We start from the raw sequence: 23,353 nt of genomic DNA, 5'->3' as shown, positions 1-23,353 counted from the left end.
TGCAACGACATAATCAACAAACAGACAATAAAAGGAAATGATCAAATCAACAGACATAATAAGATGCTGCGCCTCACCGCACGGCATATTCTGGCTTACTGTTGCCGTGCTGGCAATACCCAACGTGGCTCTGTGTTTCACCGAGCGCATGGGCATCATGGCCTCCGTCACCAACATCGTGCTGCCCGTGGCGGCCGTATGGCTGCTCATGGCGCTGGGCCGTAGGCCCGGCAAGACGGCTCTGCTGCTTTTTCCGCTGATGTTTCTGGCCGCCTTCCAGATAGTGCTGCTCTATCTCTTCGGCCATTCTATTATAGCTGTCGACATGTTTCTCAATCTTGTTACCACCAATGTGGGCGAGGCCATGGAGCTGCTCGACAATCTTCTGCCGGCAATAGTCATCGTCGTGGTTATTTATGTGCCCGTGATAGTGCTGGCCGTTGTGTCGCTGCGCCGCGGCGACGTGCTTAGCCGCAGTTTCCTGCTGCGCCAGCGGCGCCGTTCGCTTGCGGCTCTCGTTGCAGGGGCGGCATGCATGGCGGGCAGCTATCTTGCCGGCCGCGACTACAGCGCACGGCTGCATCTGTATCCCCTCAACGTGTTCTACAACATATATCTTGCCGCCGACCGCTACAAGGCCACGGCAGATTATCCCCAGACATCGGCCGGCTTCAGTTTTAATGCCGTGCCCACCCATGCCGCCTCAGGGCGCGAGGTCTATGTGCTGGTTATCGGAGAGACGGCGCGTGCCTGCAGCTTCGGGCTTTACGGCTATGGCCGCAACACCACGCCCATGCTTCAGCGCACCGGCGGACTCACGGTGTTCAGCGATGCCATAACGCAGTCGAACACCACGCACAAGAGCGTACCGATGCTCTTGTCGGCAGCCTCGGCTGAAGACTACGGCCGCATATACCGCGAGAAAGGCATCATCACGGCGTTCCGCGAGGCAGGCTTCCACACGACATTCATATCAAACCAGCGGCCTAACCACTCGTTTATTGACATCTTCGGCAAGGAGGCCGACGACTGGAAGTTTATAAAAGAAGAAACTGAACGCAGCGACATGTATGACGAAGATATGCTGCGTATGGTGAACGACATACTGGATAAGAAACGTGCAAAGGAGCTGATTGTGCTGCACACGTATGGCTCTCACTTCAACTACCGCGAGCGTTACAGGCGGTCTGAGGCCGTGTTCAGGCCCGACAACGCCAGCGAGGCCAAGGTGTCTAACCGCAGGCAACTGCTCAACGCCTATGACAACAGCATCAGAAGCACCGACCGTTTCTTGTCGTTGCTCATACGTCAGCTCGACCGCAGCGGTGCCGTGTCGGCCATGCTCTACACCTCAGACCACGGCGAAAACATATTTGACGACGGCCGCAGGCTGTTTCTTCATGCTTCGCCCATACCTTCATACTATGAGCTGCACGTGCCTCTGCTGATATGGATGTCGCCGTCTTACAGGCAGATGTATGCCGCCGAGGCTGCAGCCGTCGGCTCCAACAGCCGCAAGAGTGTGGCCACAAGCGCGTCGGTGTTCCACACCATGCTCTCGCTTGCAGGCATATCAACGCCCCTGCGTGCCGACAGCCTGTCGGTGGCAAGCAGCAGCTATAAGCCGGGCGAGCGCCATTATCTCAACGATCACAACCTGCCTGTGGCTATAAAGAAGATTTTGCGTGGAGACGAAGATTTTGTTATGTTCAGAAAGATGAACCTGAAATACTGACGCTGCAGCCAATGCTGCTTCAATTATTCTGTGCATGGCTCTTGGCGTAGATGTGCTGATGTGGCCTGTAGGTGCTATCCGGCGTATGTGAAATAAAGCATCATGGCACCGAACAGCAGCCACAGCACATTGAACACAATGTCTGACATGCGCCTGTCGGGCTTTCTCTTAGTCAGTGTAAGCAGCCCCATAAGGCCCCTTGCAGCAAACAAGGCATAGACCATTGCCCCAAGCGTGGCGTTGTCCCGGTACATTGTCTCAGCCATAACAAAGAGCAGGATTACCAAAAACGAAAAGCATCTGAACACCTTGACATACGCATTTGGCTCTTCTGTGTCTTTGTCTTCTTCATTTCTTACTTTATTAACCATATTCAGCGCTACTGTAATCACTGCCAGAATGAGAAAGAAGTAAAACGCTGACGAGTCAAATCCAACAATCAGACCTATAGCTATCGGAAATAAAAATATCGAGTAACTGCCCAGTGCGTCTTTTGTCCTGCCGGCAGCGCAGCACAGATGTAATGGTATCATATATAATCTCCTCTTTCTTTTTTAATCATTGAATCTGAACATAAACACATGATGCAGACCTCATGCCACGGCTAATGCCGCCCGTTCTCGCAGCCATGCCTGCTTATCTATGCCGACATTGCTATTCATGCCGGTGCGTTATTAATGCGTTATGCCTGATAAATGCACGTGCGTCATCTGCCGCCGCGCATCAGCGCGACAAGATATACGGCAAGCGAGGCCACAAGCACGGCTACGGCAAGCAGCACAGCCCACAGCCATGACACATTAAGCGTAAGCTGCCAGAACTTTACGGCAGAGGCCATAAACGCAACTCCCGACACCATGTCGGCAGTGTCGTTGCCAAAGTCTTTCTTCTTGTGCATACTTGTCATGATAAACGCGAGCGAGCCAAGCGCCACTACTGCGCTCGCCGACACCATAAACCAGCGGCCGGAGGCCAAGCCCACGGCATCTATAATGCCTATAGCCGACCCCATGCACGCAAGCAGCAACAGTCCGTTGTAAAGCCGCCCGGCTGATTTTCTCAACATTCTGTATACAAGGGCTACGGCAGAAACCGCAAATGCCGCCAAATAGAAATATGACGAAGGCATGCCCAGCGTTACGGCCGCAACCTTTAACAGCTTGTATGCGGCAAAAAAGAACACCAGTTCCAGGCATAAGTCCATGCTGTCGTGGCTAACCTTCTTGCGCCGTCTTGCCACAAACGCCGCCACAGACAGCACCACGGCGACGCCAAGACCTGCGATTAAACTTAAATTGCTCATATTATGTTTCCATATTTCATTTCTGTAAATCTCTTCGTCTCCCTTATTCGATGTACGTAGCCACAAGCGCCAATCCGCCTAACAGCAGCAAAATCACATTGAACGTAATGTCTAATATGCGCCAGTCGGGCTTCCGCTTTTTAAACGTAAGCAGACCTATAACTCCTTCCGCAACAACCAAGATATAGACGATTGTATAAAGCGTGTCGTTGTTATGGAACGCAAATCTTACAACTAAGAAGAATATCAATACTATAGACGAAAACCATTCGTAAAGCCTGGCAAGTGTCTTTTTATTCATAACATTTCTGTTTAATGTGTTAATAACGATTTTAGGTAAAACACATCCGCCTGCGGTTGTGTCTACCTTTAAATTCTATTGTGCCGTTAAGTCTTTTGCATTTGCATGCTCTCTTCGTCTGCCTTATTCGATGTATATTGAATAAAGCATCACTGCACTGTACAGCAGCAACAGCGCATTGAACACGATGTCAAATATGCGCCAGTCGGGTTTCCGCTTTTTAAACGTAAGCAGTCCGATAAGTCCTATTGCCGCGAACAAGACATAGGCGATTGTATTAAACATAGTGTTACCCCGGCACGTGAGATCGAATATCAAGAATAAGCCGAATATTAAAAACGTAAACCAGCTGAACAACTGAGCAAATGTGATTTTATTCATAATTATATCTGTTTAAGGTGTTAATACATAACTTTGGGCAGGAACATCTCCGCCTGCGGTTGCGTCAATCATTAATTTTCATGGTGCCGTTAAGTCTCCGGCCTTTACGCGCCATAAGGCTGCACTGATTTCTTTTTACGTTTGAGTATTCTGAAGTCATTAGTTTATTCAAAAGGCAAATCTACAAAATTATTTCCATGTTTCCTAATATTCGCGCCATTTTCGTGCATAATTATTCTAATCCGCTACATAACGACGATACAGCCCAGCGTGTAAGAAACGTTCATGTGCCTTTTGGAATTTCCATACATCGATAATTGTGTGGACACTTCCGACCAGATGTCTTTCTTTACTTGTCCCCTTGCACATACGCAAAAACACAATCCCAACGTCATGCCGACGATAAATATTATTCTTCTCATAACCAATGTTTTTTTATTATTAAAAATTTAACTTACAACAATTCAATATCCTATCCGCCGGCGCAGCCGATAAATCTCAAAAATAACTTTGGCAAATTCTTTTTATTTGACTTATTCTGCCTCCGTCGCTTTTGTAAAGTTATAAAACGCAAAGCCATACCGCCAAACTTTAATCAATATTTTTTCTGAATGCGTCACATTTTGATTTAGTATTTAAATCTCTGATTATCAATGTTGTACATATAGAAATGCAACAAATTTAAACACAAAAATGTGACGCTTTACGGCATTGTCGACGAGCAAAAAATGAATAAAAACTTGCACATAACAGAATTAATCAATAACTTTGAGCATCTGAAAAGTCACAACATGAAACACATTTTGACTATAATATTTCTTATCGTAACAATCGCTGCATGCCAAAGACACAGCAATGTGTATGATTGTCTTGTAAACGCAGACAGCCTTATCGACAAAAATAAGGACAGCGCAGCAATAAGACAACTTTTGACAATCAACAAAAGCGATTTGAAAACAGATGAAGAACGGGCATACTATGGTCTGTTGCACGACATGGCAACATACAGGCTCAGGATTCCTGTTGAATCAGACTCCGGCATAACCTATAGCGTAGCATATTACAGAAAAACGGCCAACAAATATAATCTGGCAAGAGCCTTATATTATAAAGGTATGATTTCTTTTAGGAATAATAATATAAATGTTGCCTTAACTTGTCTGAAAGAAGCCGAACATCTTGCGTTAAAAGTAAATGATGCAAAATTATTAAGCAGGATTTATGCCAATCTTGGCGCAATAAATACTTCTATTGGCAATCAAAACACGGCTCTACATTATGAAAAGAAAGCACTGGCACTTGCCGAAAAGCGCAAAGACTGGGCTTTGACTTGCCTGATTTTGGATAAAATTGGAAATATTTGCACTTCACTTAATATGCTTGACAGTGGTGCATATTATACAGAAAAATCAATACCTCTTGTTAAATATTTAAGAGAGGAAGAAAAAGTTGATGTTCTTACAGACATCAGTGCCGAATTCTCTAACCAGGGGAAATTGAGCAAAGCAGAGAAATACGCCAAAATGTCTTTATCAATAAAGCCCACGTCATACGCTTACTTTATTCTCGGCAACATATATATTGAACAAGGAAAAGAGAGCGAAGCGTTTGAACTGTGGAACAGGGCAATGAGCAAAGGCAGCCCTATAGTGAGGGCAGAAGTTATGTCGTGGATGGCAGACGTTAAAAAAGAACAGGGAGAATATCGCGAGGCAGCCGAACTGATGACAAAGTCGAAGGCGATGAAAGACAGCATTGAGCAAAGCAAAAACACGGAAAAGATGCTGAGCCTGCAAAACGAAATAGACAAGGCAGAGGCCGCGCGGCAGGCCGACATGAAGCTGAAGACGGCGGCTGTGGCGGCAACGGTGGCAGTGGCGGCACTCGCGCTGCTGCTGGTGGTTCACCGAAGAAAGATAAACCGAAGCAAAAAACGGCTCGGCGAGATTGAGCGGCTAACCGACAGATACAGAAAGGAGATAGACGAGCTGAGCCTGTCGAAAGACGAGAATGAGAGAAAGATTGGCAGCCTGAGCCGCAAGCTCGACACGCTCAGGGAGCAGAGAGCGGCAATAATAGGACTGGGACAAAGGCGATATGAGGAGATTATCGGCGGAGGAAACACGGCCGAATGGAAGAAAGCCGACTTTGAGGCAGCCGTTGAATACGGCCGAACGCTGATGCCCGACGACATAGCCGCCATAGAGAAGAGCCACAGACGGCTGACGCCATACAACACGTTTTTCCTTATGCTGCCCCTCGCCGGCCTCACTGACAGCGACATCCAGCGTGCCATGAACATGACGGCGGGCGCCGTAAGGACGATGAAATACAGGTTGAGGAGAAGCCCCCTCAACTCCCCCCGTGGGGGAGCTTAGGTTTGCCTTGATGGTGTAGGCACTTGTTGTAGTGTGGCCGCGCAATGGCTCCGTGAGGGAGCTTAGGTTAGTCTTGATGTTGTAGGCACTTGTTGTAGTGTGGCCGCGCAATGGCTCCGTGGAGGAGCTTAGGTTAGCCTTGATGGTGTAGGCACTTGTTGTAGTGTGGCCGTGCAATGGCTCCGTGGAGGAGTTTAGGTTAACCTTTATGGCGTAAGTGGCTTTATCATGGTTTAATGCATTCGGTATGGTGATGTACGCATTGTTGTTATGTTGCAATGCAAAGGTTGTGTATTGATGATTTTGGCTTGTCTTGTCCTTGCAAGCTGGCTTTGCTGTGGCTGTGTGTCAGCTCAGTGTCTGCGAGTGGTGGTTATATGGCGATGCAAGTCTTGGCAAACCGGCAAGAAAAAGCCGGAGAACAAGTTTATTCTCCGGCTTCCCCTGATTGTTTTTATTAAGATACCTGCTCTAAATTTAATTAGAGAGAACCATTCAACGGTGCGGCCTGTGTGTAAGTTCTTGCTCCGAGCTCCTTGTCGAGCATGTATATGCCGTATCCGTTATCTTTAATCATCTTTATGTTGTCTATAATGGTCTGGGCTGTTTCTTCCTCCTCAACCTGCTCGTCGATAAACCACTTCAGCATGCTCTGCGTAGCAAAGTCGTTCTGCTCGTGTGTCAGCGCATACAGGTCATTGATCATGCCCGTAACCTTCTGCTCGTGCTTCAGCGTGCTCTTGAACACATCGAGAATTGAGTCCCATTTTGTCGGAACCTCGTCGATGGCCTTCAGCTCCACGCGTCCGTTGCGAGAGTTGATGTAGTTAAACAGAATCTTGGCGTGGTCTTGTTCTTCCTGAAACTGCACCTCAAACCATTTTGCCATACCCGGCTGGCCTTCTGCGTGGCAATAGGCAGCCATAGACAAATACAAATATGCCGACCACATTTCGGCATTAATCTGCGCATTGAGCGCCTCTTCAACCTTCTTATTCAACATAATTCCTACTTTTTTATTTTTAATAGTTCTGTTTTTCATTTCTCGGATATAGTGAAAGGCGAATGCATTGCAAAAACAAAAACTTTGTTCCTGATTTTGTATTGCCGAGCCGCATCCTATATATTGCAAATATAGGAAAAATAAATCATACGGCAAGCTATGCTGTATATTTATTATTTTTTTTTAGCATTATTGCAGTTTTTGCTGTCATCATGCAATGCTGCTCCGGCAGTAGCGGCAGACTGCCTGCAACAGAAAACTTTTTTATTTTGACGCTCTCAGAATGCCGCTTTTCTGCGCCGGCCTTGCTTTTTGCCCGAAAAACGCAGAAAACGGGCCTTTCTGTCAACGTGCTGATATATAGGCATTTATGCCGGTTGAAGGGTGAAGACGTGTGTGTTAAAAAACATTACTCGGCCACTTAGCATGCTTAAACGATAGGTTTAGCAATGAAAAGTGGCACTGTTTGCAGTGCAAAACCTGCGGTTTTAACCTCCGAAACAGGCATTTCGGGCATGAAAAAGCAGCGTAAAAGCAAACGTATGTTAAACAGATGACCTCATGCAGCCCGTCTGTTTAACATACGTTATATATCGGATTTCTATTTCACAGAAAACTCTATACATAAATTTTGTAAAGAGTTTTCTGTGGCAGCAATGCCTGCCAGACATGCAGTTTGTAGGGTAAGTCATATTGATGAAACCCGGATAAGACGCCAAATAAGTCCATTATGGCAGAAGTGATATTCATCGCATGCGGCCTTGCCATGCAGGTCTGTCATAATTCTGCGGTTGTCGTAGAATCATGGTCTTGCCGGCTCGGCCGGCATTTATGGCCTTGCAGTAAAGCCATATTATGCGTTGGCACGTTTCCGCGTATCACGCTGCTATGCCGTATAGGCAATGATGCTGTATTTTATGTAATGTGTCGGTATGGGCATGTCCGGCAGGCTTCATGAGTGGGCAATCACTTGCAGACCGCTCTTACGGGACATCCGCTGAAGCGGTTGCCTGGCATCAGGCTTGTGGCATAGTCGCGGTATCCCACAAACTGGTAGGCCTGGTCGCTTGTGCTGCTTGGCATGTTTGCTGTCCAGTAATAGAAGCTGATGCCGTTGCCGGAAATGTCCTCGTTGATGTAGATTCCGGCAGCAGGCAGGAATATGCTGTTGTTGTTAGACGCCGTAACGAGATATCCGTTTACGCCGTTCTGTGTGGTCCATGTCCATGTGCAATATTGCATCAGCTCTCCATACTGCTCAAGGGTAGGTGTGGTCCAGTTTTCGCCCAGCTCATGCGCTGCCATGTCATAGCCTGAGCCTTGTATGTCGTACACGTTGACGGTGTCGTTCATTTCTTCTGCAACGTTATAGTAAATCGACTCGCGCTGTTCGCCCACAGGTTCAAAAGTCTGTGTAGCAGCATCGTAGAAAGAATAGTTCTCCTTGCTGTATGTGTCTTTCACTTCAACTTCAGCCCATGCATAGATGTTGCCGGCCTTTTCGGGCGATGTGGCTCCTATGTTCATGTTTGCCCACTTGGTTCCGCTTGGCAGGGCCATGTCTACGGCTTCAAACTTCTTTGTCTCCATATAGTTGCCTATAACCGGGCGTATGCCGTATCCATAGTATCTGTATGCACAGGCGTCGGGGTCTAAAGAGTCTTCCATGTCCTCGCCCGGGGCGATGAACAGTGCATAGCCTAAATATTCGGGATCTTTGTATCTTGATGAAGACCAATAGTTGCCTATTACGCCTACCGACTGAATGTGGTCTGTTATGACGCCGTTGAACGGTATGAATATGCTGTTGCCGTTCTTTCCTGTCACTTTATAGCCCCTCATGCCGTCTTCTTCGGTCAGTGTCCATGTGCAGTATTCGGCAAGCTCCTTATACTGTGCGCATGAAGGTGTGCGCCACAGTCCGCCCCATTTTACGTGAGCAACGTCAATGTCCGTATTGCCGAAGTCTAAGGAGTCGCCTTCCCATTTAATCCAGACCTCGTTGTCGTAATCGTACAGAGTGTAGTTCTCCCATGAATACAGGGTGTGAGTCTCTGTCTCTCCCCATCCGTAATAGTTGCCCGGCTCCGAAGGCTTGCTGGCGCCCACGTTGAAGTCGGCCCATAGGGTGCCGCTCGGCAGTCCGAGGTCAACAGGAGTGCCGACAGGCATATCTTCCTCAAATGTTATCTGCTTTACGTCGGCTGTTGGATATTTTGCTACTGTGCCGTCATTAAGTTCCACGCGCATCACGTTTTGTGCTGAAGCGGTAATACTAACGATTATTCCGATTAATAGTATGATAGATTTTTTCATTTTCTTGCTATTTTAATTGTTGAACGTCCTGCTTTTATGATATAAATGCCCCTCTCCATTCCGTTTAGCGAAATGTCAAGCGAGCCTGACTCCGGGATTGTGTATTGGCTGATAAGAACTCCGTTTACCTGATAGAGGTACACTTTCATTCCTTTCCCGAAGCCTGATAGCTGCGCTCCGTCAGCATTGACGGTTATGCGGCCTTGCTGCTCTTCAGACAGGGGCTGCTTTATGTCTGTAGCCTGCTTGTCTATGGTTATCCTGTCTATGTCGGCCCGTGCCACTTCTATGTTCACGTCGGTGGCGGTAAGTATCAGGTTTTCTTCATTGTAAGTGATAACCGGTTTGCTTGACAGCAGATAACAAGTTTTTTCACCGTTTGTGTACCACAGTACGACAGACTCGTCCCCCGTGTCGCCTGCATGGCAGATATGGCTGTACGAGAACAGGGCTATCGCCACGAAAAGCAATTTGATTTTCTTAAAATGTTTCATACACTTGCGTTTTTTTAATTAATTCAGATGGAAATAAAATTCCAGAGACAATGGCCAATCGTCTGCGCAAATTTAATTTGGAATAAGATTTAAGAATGAAGAAAAAAGTGCTGAAAAAGCGCAAAATCACGATTTTGCGCTTAAATTATGCGTTATTTTCCCGTTTTTAGGTGAAAAACGGCAGAATAACGTTATTGTATTGCAAGCTGATTGTCTGCTTCGGCTTCAGTTTTTGTCTGTTCGTTTTTCTGCATAATGCAGTCAGCTGCGTAAGAAATCCTGTAGCTGACTTTCAATAAAACATCTCAGTCTGTAAGTCTGCCTAATGTCCGCAGGCCTATGACTGCTCGGCTGCCCTGTTCTTCTTGTCGGCCAGCTGCTGATATTTTGACGGGAACAGACCAGTAACCTTCTTGAAGGCAGTTCTGAAGCTGTTAACCGACTTAAAGCCCACGCTGTTGGCTATAGCTTCCAAGGTCATGTTTCCGTAGTTGTCTCTGTCGCTTATGCGCTTGCAGGCTTCCTTTATTCTATATTCGTTTATAAACGTGTTGAAGTTGTTGCCCGTAAGCTGATTTATCACCTGCGACACGTTTTTGGGCTGCTCGTTCACCATCTGTGCTAGCCTGTTCAGGTTAAATTCATAAGAAAACACTTCAGAGCTTGTGTCAAGTACGGTTCTTATTTCCGACATGAGCGCATAGCTCTTCGACTCATTGATGGGATTGCCCTGATACTTTCTCGAAGGCGCATCGGCTCCTATTCCGGCCCTGTCGAGCCGTTCCTGCCTTTCGCGCTGTTCCTGTTCAAGTATCTCCTGGTTTTTGTTGAACAGCATCTCGTTGTTTATCCGCAGGGCCTTGTTGCGCCGGTAAAGCTCCACCAGAAGCACCAGTATTATCACCACGACAACGGCGCATAGACCTATTATGTAGTTCTTTATGGTATTCATCATGTCGGCCCTCGTGATCTGCTCGTCGAGCTTGTTGATCTGGCTTAGAAACTGTATGTCCTTTACGCTTGCCAGCTGCTGATAGTTGAGCAGCGTGTCCTTCAGCTGATAGAACTTGTTATGGTAAGTATTTGACCTTTCGGCTAGTCCTGCCTTGCTGTAGTATCCTGCAAGCAGCTCGTAGCATTGCAGCTTGCTGTCTTTAAGGTCAAATTTGTAGCTCAGGTCAAGTGCCTTCATGGTGTATTCGGCAGCCTCTTCGTATTTTTTCTGACAGGCAAGCGTTCCGCCAATGTTTACAAACATTAGTATTCGGTTGCGGATATAGTCTCTTTCTTCGCTTGTATGGGGATATTGCTCCTTGAAGTATTGCAAGGCCCTGTCGTAGTCGTTGTGTTCCTTTGCAATGACGCCTTTATAAAGGAGAGATGTGTATTTAAAAAGATTTGCAGGATGTAGAGATTCGGTTGCTGCAAACTGTTTCCATTCTCCGGCAAGGCTGTCCATGCAGTGAAGCGCCGCACATACGGTGACCATATTGCCGAAGCTGTTGATTATTCCATTGGAGTCTTTCTGGCGCAGACCTTCTCTGAAGGCAATGCGATAAGCGTCAAGAGCCTTCCTCATCAGCTTTTCGTCTTTGCCTTCTTCCGCCAGAGTCTGATAGAAGCAGCCTAAGTTTAGCTGTATTTGGGTCTCGCTGTGATTAATCTCATTGGCTATGTGCTGTGCGGTGATCAGCGCATCATAAGATTTGGCATAGTCGAAATACGTAAAGAAGCGGATATACCATAATCCGTTGTAGGCGCTTATAACCTTTATCTTGTCCTCGTCGGTCATGTTCTTGTTATATCTGTGCGTTACAATAGTCAGGCAGAGCATGGCGCTGTCGGTGTTTACCCCGTTTACGAGGTATTTTTCGGCCTTTTTGAGGAGGACGGAGCTTGACAATTTTGAATAGGAGCTGTAATTCCTTAATGAATTGTTGCTGCCCTGTGGCGCTGCTTCTGCAAACGGCATTATTGCCATAAGCATGATAAAAATGAAAATGCTTTTAAGCGGCTTGATGTTTTTCGTATTCATTGTCTGTCTTTATATAGTCATTTGTAGGTTCTGATTAACTCTGTCCACATATCCGTGTTATGCCTGTTTCCTGTTAAGGCTGAGGAGATGCCTGAATGCATGTCCTCGCTTTTTATGTCTGTTCTCTTTTTGTCTCGTTGTGTAAGACAACAGAATAATGGTATTGTTGTTACAACTAAAACCGGCAGAGCGCCTCCGGACAGGGCAGGCTTCTTGGGCGTGGCTTATAAAGGCGTTTTATGTAATTACCGATATATGTTGTAAAATTACTAAAAATTTTCTTTGTATACAAGAAATGCATTTGTTTTCAACACCTAATCCTTGCGGGCACGGCATGAAGCCTGCCGGTTTGTCAGGTTAGTTGTGTTTGGCCGTATAAGTTTACGGCCGTTGTTCACCTTTAATATTATTGTCTGACAGCATATAAGTTGCCTCTTTGCAACGCTGCCTATTCTGCGTCGAGCAACACGAAGGCAGCCCAGAAGAACGGGCTGGGGTGGGTGGCGCGCAGGTTGACCACGGCCTGGCTGAAAGCCTCGTGCTTGGAGCGGCCGCCGAGCCACAGGCGATAGAAGTCTTGCATGAAGAGCGACGTGGCGCGGTCGTTGACGTTCCATAGCGACAGAATCATCGACCTTACGCCTGCCTCCTTAAATCCGCGCTGCAGTCCGTAGACGCCCTCAAGGCTGTAGTCGCCGAGTGCCGTCTCGCATGCCGAGAGCACCACGAGGTCAGTGCGGCTAAGGTCGAGCATAGACAGCTCGTTGGCCGTCATGATGCCGTCGTTGCCGTCGGGCTTCTTTTCGCCCATCCATGTGGCGTTGGCTCCGGCAAAGGCCAGTCCGCTGCGCTGCATCGAGTGATAGCGTCCGCCGGGGTGATTCTTCAGGAAGGCGTTGCTTTCAACGTTTTTCTCGCTGATGTAGAAGCCGTGCGTGGCCAGGTGTATTATGCCCGGGCTGTTGCCGTCGAGCGCGTAGAAGTTGGCCTCGGTGGCGTTGTCGCCCATATATTTGTCTATGGCTATGCCTCCGGCAGTCATGTTTTCGGCAATGGTGTCGGTCTCTGCCCGTGTTTCGGTCAGGTCGGCAAAGGCCACCGACAAGGCTGCGCGTGAGCCGTCGGCGTTTTGTGTCATGCTTTCGGGCATGTTGCCGTAGTTTATTCCGCCGAAGAGCGCTGCCGAGCTTATCTTGCCTGTTCTGCCGCGTGCTGCGAGCAGGGCCGTGGTTGACAGCTGATGAAGGTCGTAGCAGTCAGCCAGACAGCTGTCTGCCGACACAGGCAGTGCGGCGAATGCCACGCGGTTGAGGAATGCCGTGGGCGAATAATACACTGTCTTGACACCGCCGAGCTCGCCGGCGAGCGGTGCCCATATCAGGTCGTAGAGCTTTGAGCGCCCGTAGGTGTAGAGCCGTCGGGCCCGCGTCTCGGCAGGGAAGTTGTCAACCCTGCTCAGTGTCTCGTAGCATTCGGCGGCGTTGCACAGCCTTACATACCGCGGCCGCTCGCAGCCGGGGCGCACCACGAGCGCCATGAGCGAGCTGTCGCCCAGCACAAACTCCACTGCCGCCTCCTTATCTTTCAGACTGCTTCTGACATCCTGCCATGACACCACGCGCATGGTGTCGGCACGAAACTTCACGGTCTGCCTTGACAGCCATTTCTCCAGCCTGTCTATGCTGCGCTGCATCTTGGCGTGTGCCCACGATGACGCCGAGTCGGTCATGTCCATGCTCATGGCCCTCTTCTGCTTGTTCAGCATGTCGAGCGTGTCGAGCTTGGCAACAAGCGCCTTGTCGCCCGAGCGCAGGATCGAGCGGCGCAGCCTCTCCCACGAGTGCAGCAGCAGACCCTTGTCAAACAGGGCTGCGTCGTATACGTCGGCAGCAAGCTCTGCGGGGCGGCGCGACAGCATGTCGTTGAGGCGTATGCCCGTGTTGCCGTATGAGTTAAGAAACTCTGCGCGCTCGTTAGACGACATGAAGTCGAAGTTGGCAAGCACATACGAGCGTATGCGCCCTGCCTGTGCCACGGCAGTCTCAACGGCCTCGTCGTCGTGGTGCAGCGTGTTGGCAAGGAAGGCCATCCTGTCGCCAATCTGAAGTTTCTCGAACGTGCTGAACCTGTCGATGTGCTGACAGCACCGCTGCGTATGTTCGTATGCCTTCTGCCAGTTGCTCTCCCTGATGTAATATTCGGCCATGGCGTTGTCTGCCTGCCAGGGTGTACCGCTTGCGGTGTATGCCTCTGCCATGAGGTTAAGGTAGTGCAGCTCAAGCTGCTTGTCGGCTTCCACCTTGCCATACCACTTCATAAGACTGCTGACTATGCTCAGCCATGTGGGAGTGGCGCGATAGTCGTAAGGCTTGACATATTCGGGAAAGTCTTTCTCTATTTTGTGCATCAGCGGCAAGGCCTGTTCTTTGAACATGCTCATCATCCTGTAGAAAAACTCCTTGCCCTTGCGGTATTCGGCAGCCTTTTCAGAAGTCTTGCCATATTCTTCCGCGCTGCTGTCCATGAGAGTCTTGCCTTCGGCTGCGGCATCAAGCGCCACGGTAAGTATGCGCAGTGCGTAGTTGTAAAGTATGTCGGGCGACTGTCCGGTGCGTTCATACACAGACGCTATTATGGGTATCTGCTCCATCACGGCAGGCAGATACTGCAGCAGGTCGTTGGGCGTGCGCCAGTTGATGATGATAAACCTGTTCCACAGGGCTTCAAGATAGAGGGCAGACTCCTGCAGTCCGGCAGCCTCGATGGCAGCTATGTTCTGCTCGTTGAACAGTTCTGCCTCGTGGTCGTTGCCCTGAAAGAAATAGAGGCTGAACAGCTCGTTGTTGAAGTCGAACAGCGTTGCGTCAAGAGGTTCGCACAGCTGCGAGGCCAGTTCCCAGCCCTTTCGCAGCGCCTTTTCTGTCAGGTCGTGACGGTTGAGATAGTTATAGTAGTGAGCCAGAAGCATGTAGCCCCTTACCGTTTCGCTGTTCAGGTCGACGGTGTCAGCCATATACAACTTTTCAGCCTCGCCGAAAACGTCGGCAAGCCGTGCCGTGTCGGTAATATGGGCGTTGAGCATGGACTGGCCGAGCAGCAGGCGCGTGTATGCCCGGTCGTAAGGCAGGTTGCGCAGCGCGTCGAGTTTCAGCAGGGCTTCAAACTGCCGTATGGCTCCGTCATAGTCGCCTATGCTGTTGAGATATAGTCCGTAGTTGAGCAGCGGCATCGTGGGCGGAATGCCTACCTCTGCATAGAGCTTCAGCGTCTTGTCGTATTCGCGCCTTATAGTGTCGGCCGACTGAGAGTAATACTGCGCATATCCCGCCGTTTCGAGCTGTATGTCAGCCGTTATGGGCAGCGCCTTTCCGCCGGTAAGCATGTCGAGGTCGCCGGCCAGTCGGCGTGTTATGGCCAGTGCGTCCTGCGTCCGTCCGTTCCTGTTGCATGCCTGCGCCAGTCGGCGTGCCGCCGCAAACAGCCGCCATGAAGGCTTTAGTCTGCGGTCGAGAGCCATGGCCGTAAGTTCCTGCAGCCTCGATGCCAACGTAGTAACGTCGCTCTTCTCGTATGCCTGCATGAAGCACATCTTGTCCATAATATATTGTCCCGGGTCGTCGGCGTAGGTGATGCGCGCCGTGGCGTCATATATCTGCTCCATCTTCATCACGTCTGCCACTGACGATGCGCCCTCTGCCATGCCCAGGTTGAGTCCGTAGATTACGGGCAGCGACAGATACGCCCTTGAGCCTGCGCCATAGTATCCGGCGTAAGGCTCAAGCTCGCCGGCATATTTCCAGTCGAATCGCAGCGGATATCCGTTGGTTGCAGCTATATAGTCGCGTATGGCCTTCATGTCTGTTATCATCGGATGTCCCTGCGGCATCTTGCTTTCGGTTATGGCCACCACGCTGTCGGCAGCCGCCACGAGTGCAGCCCTGTCGCCCGGCATGGCCCCTGCCATCAGGCAGTTTATCCACGGCACCATCGTGTCGGGACTGTCGTTGCCCAGCAGCCGCCTCAATATGGCGAGGCTCTCTCTGTAATAATAAGGCGAGTTGGTTATAATCCCGGTAAATGGGATTATGTCGTAATGTGTGGTGTCGATATCCTTGTCGGCAAACAGCACGCTGTCGGTTGCCTGCTTGAAGTCGTTGTCAAACTCGGTGCGCTCCTTCATTATGGCCAGCATGTGCATCATCTCTGCCTTGCTGACCGTTTCAGGATGACTCTTGTAGAATCTCAGAAAGTCTTTCTCGAGACCGAATATCTCCCTTATGCGCATAGGGTTTTCGCCTTCAACATAGCTGTAGAGCAGGTGCTGGCGCGCTATCTTGTAAAGCAGTTGTGCCTCTTCGGCCGTGGCTATGCCGTCTACGAGACTTATCGCCCGCTCTATCGTGGGGATGCAGGCACTGTCGTAGTATGAGCCCTGCAGGTTGGCAAGGTTGTAGAGCGTGCGCGCCAGCGCCTCGGGACATTCTTCCGAATATCGCTCGGCAGCGTCGGCACAGGCCTTCAGCGCAGCCATCTTCATGCTGCCTTTCGGGTCAAGACGGTTGGACGCCAGCATGTCTGCATAGTCATTCAGCACAGGAACGAGCCTTGCAGCCGCCCTTATGCGCTCTGTTGAGGCTTGGCTCCTGTCGAGCGAGCTTACGGCGTCGGACGCCTTCATTATCAGCATAGCCTCGTCATGGGCATCGGTTGCTTCGGTGTTTCGGGCATGCAGTACGCAGACTGTTGCCAGGCATATCAGCACGGCGACAGACAGCTTATGAAGATTTATACGGAATGGCATCATGGCATGAAAATCTTTAGTTAGTAAAAAGAGCCGGACCGAAAGACTCGGCAAGACAGATAATATCCGCAAATTTATGATTATACGAACGTTTCTTGTGTCGGCAACGCATCGCCAACGTCTTTACAAAGATACGCTTATTTTTTGACAACACGCAAAAAATGCTGCCCCAATATGCCTTGTTTGTGTCCTTAAGGTAGCTGCGGCTGGCAGTTTTAACCGATATGTAACATAAAATTAATTATTTAAGGTGAAATTAATGCTGAAGTAAGAAATTATTTTCGTAACTTCGCACAGAAAGGCTATGCCACGCCTGCACGGCGCAGAACAGCACAGAGCCCTCAGGCAGGGCTGATGCACGGGTCGCACGCAGAACGGAGGCGGACGGCAGGCCGGGAATTAAAAAACACAAGATTATGGCAAAAGGAAAAAAATCGACAAAGAGGCTGACCAAGAACAAAATATCGGAGATGCTGCAAAACCTCTTTCTGCAGAACTCAGACAAGACACTAAGTTTCAAGAACATATTCAAGACTCTCAACCTGAAGACTCATCCGGCAAAGATGCTGGCAGTGGACGTGATGGAAGAGATGGCATGGGACGACTTCCTGAGCAAGGTGAGCGACAACTCATACAAGCTGAACACCAAGGGGCAGGTGCAGGAAGGCCGCTTCATACGCAAGGCAAACGGCAAGAACAGTTTTGTGCCCGACGACGGCGGCAAGCCCGTGTTCGTGGCCGAGCGCAACTCGCTCTTCGCGCTTACCGGCGACCGCGTCAAGGTTACGTTCATGGCGCGCAGGGAGAACCATATCAAGGAGGCTAAGGTTATAGAGATACTTGAGCGTGCGCGCGACACGTTCGTGGGCAAGCTGAGAGTTGAGAAAGATTTTGCCTTCCTCGTTTCGAACAGCGACATATTTGTTCACGACGTAATAATACCGAAGAACAAGCTGAAGGGCGGAAAGAGCAACGACAAGGCACTGGTGAAGGTTACAAAGTGGCCCGACACAGACAACAAGAACATAATAGGCGAGGTGGTTGACATTCTGGGCGAGACCGGTGACAACGACGTTGAGATGAACGCCATACTGGCACAGTATGGTCTGCCGTACAGATATCCCAAGAAGGTTGAGGAGGCTGCCGAGAAGATAAGTGCCGAGATAACCGAGGAGGACTATAAGGAGCGCGAGGACTTCCGCGATGTAACCACGTTCACCATTGACCCGAAGGACGCCAAGGACTTCGACGACGCCTTGTCAATAAAGCCGCTGGGCAAAGACTTGTGGGAGGTTGGCGTGCACATTGCCGACGTGTCTCACTATGTTACCGAAGGCTCCATAATAGACAAGGAGGCACAGAAACGTGCCACGAGCGTGTATCTCGTTGACCGCACCATACCTATGTTGCCCGAGCGCCTTTGCAACTTTATATGCTCTCTGCGCCCCGACGAGGAAAAACTGGCTTACAGTGCTGTGTTCAACCTTGACGCTGATGCCAACGTGAAGAGCTGGCGACTGGTTCACACCGTGATCAAGAGCAACCGCCGCTTTGCCTATGAGGAGGTGCAGCAGATCTTGGAAGACAACGGAGTGGTGGAAGGCACGGGTGAGCCCGCACCGCCTGCAGGCAAGGACGGATATAAGGGCGAGTTTGCCACAGAACTGATAACGCTCGACATGTTGGCAAAGAAGCTGCGCAAGGCGAGATTCAAGAACGGCGCGGTGAAGTTCGACCGCGAGGAACTTCACTTCGACGTTGACGAGAAGGGCAAGCCCACACGCTGCTACTTCAAGAAGTCGAAAGACGCCAACAAACTCATCGAGGAGTTTATGCTGCTGGCCAACCGCAGCGTGGCCGAGGGCGTGGGCAAGGTGAAGAAGGGGCAGAAGGCAAAGACGCTGCCTTACCGTATACATGACGTGCCCGACCCGACGAAGCTGGAGCGTCTGCGCGAGTTTATCGTGAAGTTTGGCTACAAGCTGAAGACCGAAGGCACCAAGGGTGAGATATCGCGCAGCCTGAACAAGCTGATGGACGACTGCAACGGCCGCCGCGAGCAGAACGTGATAGAGAGCGTTGCGCTGAGGGCAATGATGAAGGCTAAATACAGCGTGCACAACATCGGCCACTACGGACTGGCTTTCGAATATTACACCCACTTTACAAGCCCTATCCGCCGCTATCCCGACACGATGGTTCACCGCCTGCTAACACGCTATCAGAACGGCGGACGCAGCGCAAACAAAGAGTATTATGAGGAGTTGTGCGAACACTCTAGCGACATGGAGCAGATAGCACAGAACGCCGAGCGCGACTCTATAAAATATAAGATGGTGGAGTTTATGGCCGACAAGATAGGCAACGAATATCCTGCCCACATCAGCGGCATAACGTCTTACGGCATTTACTGCGAGATAGACGAGAACCACTGCGAAGGCATGGTGCCCATGCACGACTTGGACGACGACTACTACGACTTCGATGAGCGCAACTATTGTCTCGTTGGCCGCCGTCATCACAACAAATATCAGCTGGGCGACCCGATAAAAATCAAGGTGGCACGCGCCAACGTTGAGAAGCGCCAGCTCGATTTCACACTGGCTGAGGAACAATAAAAATACAGCTGTGGCAACTGCAAATGCCGGCATGAAGCATCAAGGCTCATGCCGGCTTTTGTTATATCATAACAGCCAGAAAATGTATGATAACCCCTGTTATGGGCTTGTCAAGGTTACAGATTGTAACTTGTTGATGATAAAACGGCATATACGGCGTTTTTTGTCTGACTTATGCGGCCGGTTTTTATGGCTTCGTGTATAACGGCGTTTCAGATTAAAAGCAAAGTTTTATCTTATTTGTTGTAATGTCGCTTTTTTGTTGGTGCGCAGACGTTTATATGCAGAAAAACAGATACTTATGGCAATTCATGCCGGTAGATAGCCTCAGGATTGATGTGCAGATGAATCAGTCGTCGATGGCATGCTGCAGAGCTACACCTTATTATATTATAATAGGCAGCGCTGACAGCCTGCTTTCAGTTTGAAATTTTTGTGGTTTGAGGCATCGTTTATTATCTTTTCGCCCTTGCCGTGGCAGAAAAGCTGCTGTATGTGATGTCTGAAGGCTGTCGTGCAGATATGCTTTGGCCCGTAAATATGCGTGTTTCAGGGCCTTTCAGCGTTTTCTTGATGTAGCGGAAAGATGTTTTTTTAGCAAAAAATAGCTCTGACATATTATTTTTTTCATCACTTTTATTGTGTTATTATTGTTGTTGAAACACTTAATTTTTGTCGCAGAAGTGAACAATTTTCGACAAAATGCTGTCAGATGCTAAATATTTATGCAAAAAGATTTTGCGGTTTCGATAATCTTTACGACCTTTGCAATTAATCTTAAATACATAGCATTGTTCTCGCGTTTGGGTCAGCCCGGCGCGGCAACAGACAGTAGAAAAACATACTAATAAGTTATAAAGTTTAAAAAGACTTTTTATGGCAGAAGAATTGGAAGTAAAACAGTTAGATGATGTCGTAGTGCGTTTTTCGGGTGACTCCGGCGACGGCATGCAGCTGGCGGGAAACATCTTCTCGACAGTTTCGGCTACGATAGGTAATGGAATCTCGACGTTTCCGGATTATCCGGCAGACATCCGCGCCCCGCAAGGATCGCTTACGGGTGTTTCGGGCTTTCAGGTTCACATCGCCAGTGGACGTGCTTACACTCCCGGCGACAAGTGTGACGTGCTGGTGGCCATGAACGCTGCTGCACTGAAGACTCAGTACAAGTTTGCCAAGCCACAGGCTACGATAATCATCGACACCGACAGCTTCGGTCCGGCCGACCTGAAGAAGGCCGAGTTTAAAACTGACGACTACCTGGGCGAGATGGGCATCGACCCCGACCGCGTGGTGGCTTGTCCGATAACTCAGATGGTGAAAGACTGCCTGGCAGACAGCGGACTCGACAACAAGACCGTGCTGAAGTGCCGCAATATGTTTGCTCTCGGCGTCGTATGCTGGCTGTTTAACCGCAATCTCGACTTCGTTACATCGTTCCTGCGCGAGAAGTTTGCCAAGAAGCCTGCTGTTGCAGAGTGCAACATCAAGGTGGTGCATGCCGGATATGACTACGGCCACAACACTCACGCAAGCGTGCCCGCCACTTACCGCATCGACTCTAAGAACAAGGTTAAGGGACGCTACATGGACATAACGGGTAACAAGGCTACTGCCTATGGACTTATTGCCGCTGCCGAGAAGGCCGGCCTTAAGCTCTATCTTGGCTCATATCCCATCACTCCTGCCACAGACATCCTGCACGAACTGGCTAAGCATAAGTCGTGCGGTGTCATGACGGTGCAGTGCGAAGACGAAATATCTGGATGCGCCAGTGCTATTGGTGCATCGTTCGCCGGTGCCCTGGCCGCAACATCTACATCAGGCCCCGGCATCTGTCTTAAGTCAGAAGCCATGAACCTGGCTGTAATCGACGAGCTGCCGCTCGTTGTCATCGACGTTCAGCGTGGCGGTCCGTCAACAGGTCTGCCTACAAAGAGCGAGCAGACCGACCTGCTGCAGGCTCTCTTCGGACGTAACGGTGAGTCGCCCATGCCGGTGATTGCCGCAACAAGTCCTACAAACTGTTTCGACTCTGTATATGCTGCAGCCAAGATTGCTCTCGAGCATCTTACTCCTGTTGTGCTGCTCACTGACGCCTTTGTGGCTAACGGTTCGTCAGCATGGAAACTGCCCGACATCAACGAGCTGCCCGAAATACATCCTCACTATGCAACACCTGAGCAGAAGGGCGTTTACACTCCGTATAAGAGAGATCCGGAGACAGGTGCACGCTACTGGGCTATACCGGGACAGGAAGGCTACGAGCATATCCTGGGCGGACTGGAGAAAGACGGCGACACTGGTGCCATCTCTACCGATCCTGAAAACCACGACAAGATGTGCCGTCTGCGTGCAGCAAAAGTGTTCAAGATTCCTGTTCCAGACCTCGAAGTGCAGGGCGACGCCGACGATGCCGACTTGCTGATCGTTGGTTTCGGAGGAACATTCGGCCATCTGTATTCTGCTATGGAAGAGATGAGAAGTGCCGGTCATAAGGTGGCTCTCGCTCACTTCAACTATATCAACCCGCTGCCTAAGAACACAGCTGAAGTGCTTGGCAAGTATAAGAAGGTAGTTGTGGCAGAGCAGAACCTTGGTCAGTTCGCAGGCTATCTGCGCATGAGAATCGACAACTTCATGCCTTATCAGTTCAACCAGGTTAAGGGTCAGCCCTTCGTGGTAGGCGAGCTTGTAAAGGCGTTCACCAAAATAATTAATAATTAAGAAGTAAAATACAAGAGTAAAGAAGTAATGGAGTAAAGGAGTTAAGACAAATGTCTTGAAGGCCGTATTGGCCGTGGATATCCTTTACTATGGATAAGAAGAGATTGCTGACATAACAATCAGACAGATTTCATGGCATGCTTGCATGATAAATCGCTGCGCTTGCTGTTGTCTTAGCTCCTTAGCTTCATACCCTTTACTCCATAAAAATAATTGCAATGGAATATACTGCGCAAGATTATAAAAAGGGACAGCCGCGGTGGTGTCCCGGTTGCGGCGACCATTTCTTCCTCGCATCGCTGCACAAGGCTATGGCAGAACTCGGCGTTCCGCCTTATCAGACAGCCGTCATTTCAGGTATCGGATGTTCAAGCCGTCTGCCTTATTATGTAAACACTTATGCCATGCAGACCGTTCACGGACGTGCTGCGTCTATCGCTACGGGCGCCAAGGTTGCCAATCCCGACCTGGCAGTATGGCAGATTAGCGGTGACGGCGACGGACTCGCCATCGGCGGTAACCACTTCATCCACGCCATGCGCCGCAACATCGACATAAACATGATTCTGCTCAACAACCGCATCTACGGACTCACCAAAGGCCAGTATTCGCCTACGTCTCCGCGCGGATTTGTCAGCAAGTCGTCACCTTACGGCACAGTTGAGGACCCGTTCCTGCCGGCAGAACTGTGCTTCGGAGCACGCGGCCACTTCTTCGCACGTGCCGTTGCCACCGACGCTCAGGGCACAGTAGACATCCTCAAGGCTGCATATAAGCATAAGGGTGCTTCTGTGTGCGAGATTCTGCAGAACTGCGTAATCTTCAACAACGGATGTTACGATCCGATCTACAAGAAGGAAGTGCGCGCCAAGAACGCAATCTACGTTCGCCACGGCGAGCCGCTGATCTTCGGCGAGAACAATGAGTACGGACTCATGCAGGAAGGTTTCGGCCTCAAGGTTGTTAAGCTGGGCGAGAACGGCATCACAGAGAAAGACATTCTCGTGCACGACGCTCACTGCCTTGACAACACTTTGCAGCTGAAACTTGCCATGATGGACAACGAGCACGGATTCCCCGTTGCGCTCGGCGTCATCCGCGACGTTGAGGCTCCTACCTACGAAATGGCAGTTAAGGAGCAAATCGAAGAAGTAAGCGCCAAGAAGAAGTATCACAACTTCATGGAGCTGCTCGAAACCAACGATATTTGGGAAGTTAAATAAATATAGGGCAAAATAAAAGTCTGTATAAAAAGAAACGA

The 23,353-nt window shown here is 49.7% G+C and carries 15 protein-coding genes; 5 read left to right on the top strand and 10 right to left on the bottom strand.

Annotated elements, in window-relative coordinates; all coding sequences use genetic code 11:
- Positions 1-37 precede the first annotated feature (37 nt).
- Positions 38-1,735 carry a phosphoethanolamine transferase family protein gene (locus ACU52_RS11885; RefSeq protein WP_053398939.1) on the top strand — a complete coding sequence of 566 codons (1,698 nt, stop codon included), beginning with the start codon at positions 38-40 and terminating at the stop codon, positions 1,733-1,735.
- Between the two features lie 74 nt (positions 1,736-1,809).
- Here ACU52_RS11885 and ACU52_RS15185 read toward each other — a convergent pair whose 3' ends face one another.
- From ACU52_RS15185 to ACU52_RS15290, 5 genes are all read right to left on the bottom strand, one after another.
- Positions 1,810-2,268 carry a hypothetical protein gene (locus ACU52_RS15185; protein ID WP_125105220.1) on the bottom strand — a complete coding sequence of 153 codons (459 nt, stop codon included), beginning with the start codon at positions 2,266-2,268 and terminating at the stop codon, positions 1,810-1,812.
- A gap of 173 nt (positions 2,269-2,441) precedes the next feature.
- The gene (locus ACU52_RS11875; RefSeq protein ID WP_053398937.1) at positions 2,442-3,038 is read right to left on the bottom strand and encodes a hypothetical protein; all 597 of its coding nucleotides are present in this window, start codon (positions 3,036-3,038) and stop codon (positions 2,442-2,444) included.
- Between the two features lie 43 nt (positions 3,039-3,081).
- On the bottom strand, positions 3,082-3,339 hold the full coding sequence (locus ACU52_RS11870; protein WP_053398936.1) for a hypothetical protein: 258 nt from the start codon (positions 3,337-3,339) through the stop codon (positions 3,082-3,084).
- Positions 3,340-3,462: 123 nt separating this feature from the next.
- Positions 3,463-3,720 carry a hypothetical protein gene (locus ACU52_RS15180; RefSeq protein ID WP_125105222.1) on the bottom strand — a complete coding sequence of 86 codons (258 nt, stop codon included), beginning with the start codon at positions 3,718-3,720 and terminating at the stop codon, positions 3,463-3,465.
- A gap of 245 nt (positions 3,721-3,965) precedes the next feature.
- A complete protein-coding gene (locus ACU52_RS15290) occupies positions 3,966-4,142 on the bottom strand; it encodes a hypothetical protein (protein WP_162207773.1) in 177 nt (58 codons plus the stop codon).
- Positions 4,143-4,511: 369 nt separating this feature from the next.
- On the opposite strand from ACU52_RS15290, the gene ACU52_RS11865 reads away from it, so the two are divergent.
- Positions 4,512-6,098: a tetratricopeptide repeat protein gene (locus tag ACU52_RS11865; protein ID WP_147630864.1), complete on the top strand. Its 1,587-nt coding sequence runs from the start codon at positions 4,512-4,514 to the stop codon at positions 6,096-6,098.
- 481 nt (positions 6,099-6,579) lie between these two features.
- Here the strand turns inward: ACU52_RS11865 and ACU52_RS11860 are convergent, their stop codons facing one another.
- The 5 genes from ACU52_RS11860 to ACU52_RS11835 all read right to left on the bottom strand — a co-directional run bounded on the left by ACU52_RS11860 (position 6,580) and on the right by ACU52_RS11835 (position 16,750).
- Positions 6,580-7,101, bottom strand: a complete 522-nt coding sequence (locus ACU52_RS11860) for a ferritin (RefSeq protein ID WP_021853677.1) — start codon at positions 7,099-7,101, stop codon at positions 6,580-6,582.
- A 966-nt stretch (positions 7,102-8,067) separates the two neighbouring features.
- Positions 8,068-9,417 carry a hypothetical protein gene (locus ACU52_RS11850; RefSeq protein ID WP_147630863.1) on the bottom strand — a complete coding sequence of 450 codons (1,350 nt, stop codon included), beginning with the start codon at positions 9,415-9,417 and terminating at the stop codon, positions 8,068-8,070.
- Complete coding sequence (locus ACU52_RS11845) at positions 9,414-9,911, bottom strand: hypothetical protein (protein ID WP_053398932.1); 498 nt, start codon at positions 9,909-9,911, stop codon at positions 9,414-9,416. Before ACU52_RS11845 ends, ACU52_RS11850 begins: the two co-directional genes overlap by 4 nt.
- Before the next feature lie 337 nt (positions 9,912-10,248).
- Positions 10,249-11,946, bottom strand: a complete 1,698-nt coding sequence (locus ACU52_RS11840; protein ID WP_053398931.1) for a helix-turn-helix domain-containing protein — start codon at positions 11,944-11,946, stop codon at positions 10,249-10,251.
- Between the two features lie 448 nt (positions 11,947-12,394).
- Positions 12,395-16,750: a CHAT domain-containing protein gene (locus ACU52_RS11835; RefSeq protein WP_053398930.1), complete on the bottom strand. Its 4,356-nt coding sequence runs from the start codon at positions 16,748-16,750 to the stop codon at positions 12,395-12,397.
- A gap of 413 nt (positions 16,751-17,163) precedes the next feature.
- Here ACU52_RS11835 and rnr point away from each other — a divergent pair, with 413 nt between their 5' ends.
- The 3 genes from rnr (at position 17,164) to ACU52_RS11820 (ending at position 23,315) form a co-directional block, all read left to right on the top strand.
- Positions 17,164-19,365: a ribonuclease R gene (rnr, locus tag ACU52_RS11830; RefSeq protein ID WP_021853671.1), complete on the top strand. Its 2,202-nt coding sequence runs from the start codon at positions 17,164-17,166 to the stop codon at positions 19,363-19,365.
- 876 nt (positions 19,366-20,241) lie between these two features.
- Entirely contained in the window at positions 20,242-22,092 is a 1,851-nt protein-coding gene (locus ACU52_RS11825; protein WP_053398929.1) for a 2-oxoacid:acceptor oxidoreductase subunit alpha, read from the top strand.
- 218 nt (positions 22,093-22,310) lie between these two features.
- On the top strand, positions 22,311-23,315 hold the full coding sequence (locus ACU52_RS11820; RefSeq protein WP_053398928.1) for a 2-oxoacid:ferredoxin oxidoreductase subunit beta: 1,005 nt from the start codon (positions 22,311-22,313) through the stop codon (positions 23,313-23,315).
- Positions 23,316-23,353 lie beyond the last annotated feature (38 nt).

Source organism: Xylanibacter rarus, assembly GCF_001275135.1.
GTDB lineage: Bacteria > Bacteroidota > Bacteroidia > Bacteroidales > Bacteroidaceae > Prevotella > Prevotella rara.
Note: the sequence above shows the minus strand (reverse complement) of the source record. Positions and strands in the feature narration are given on the sequence as shown.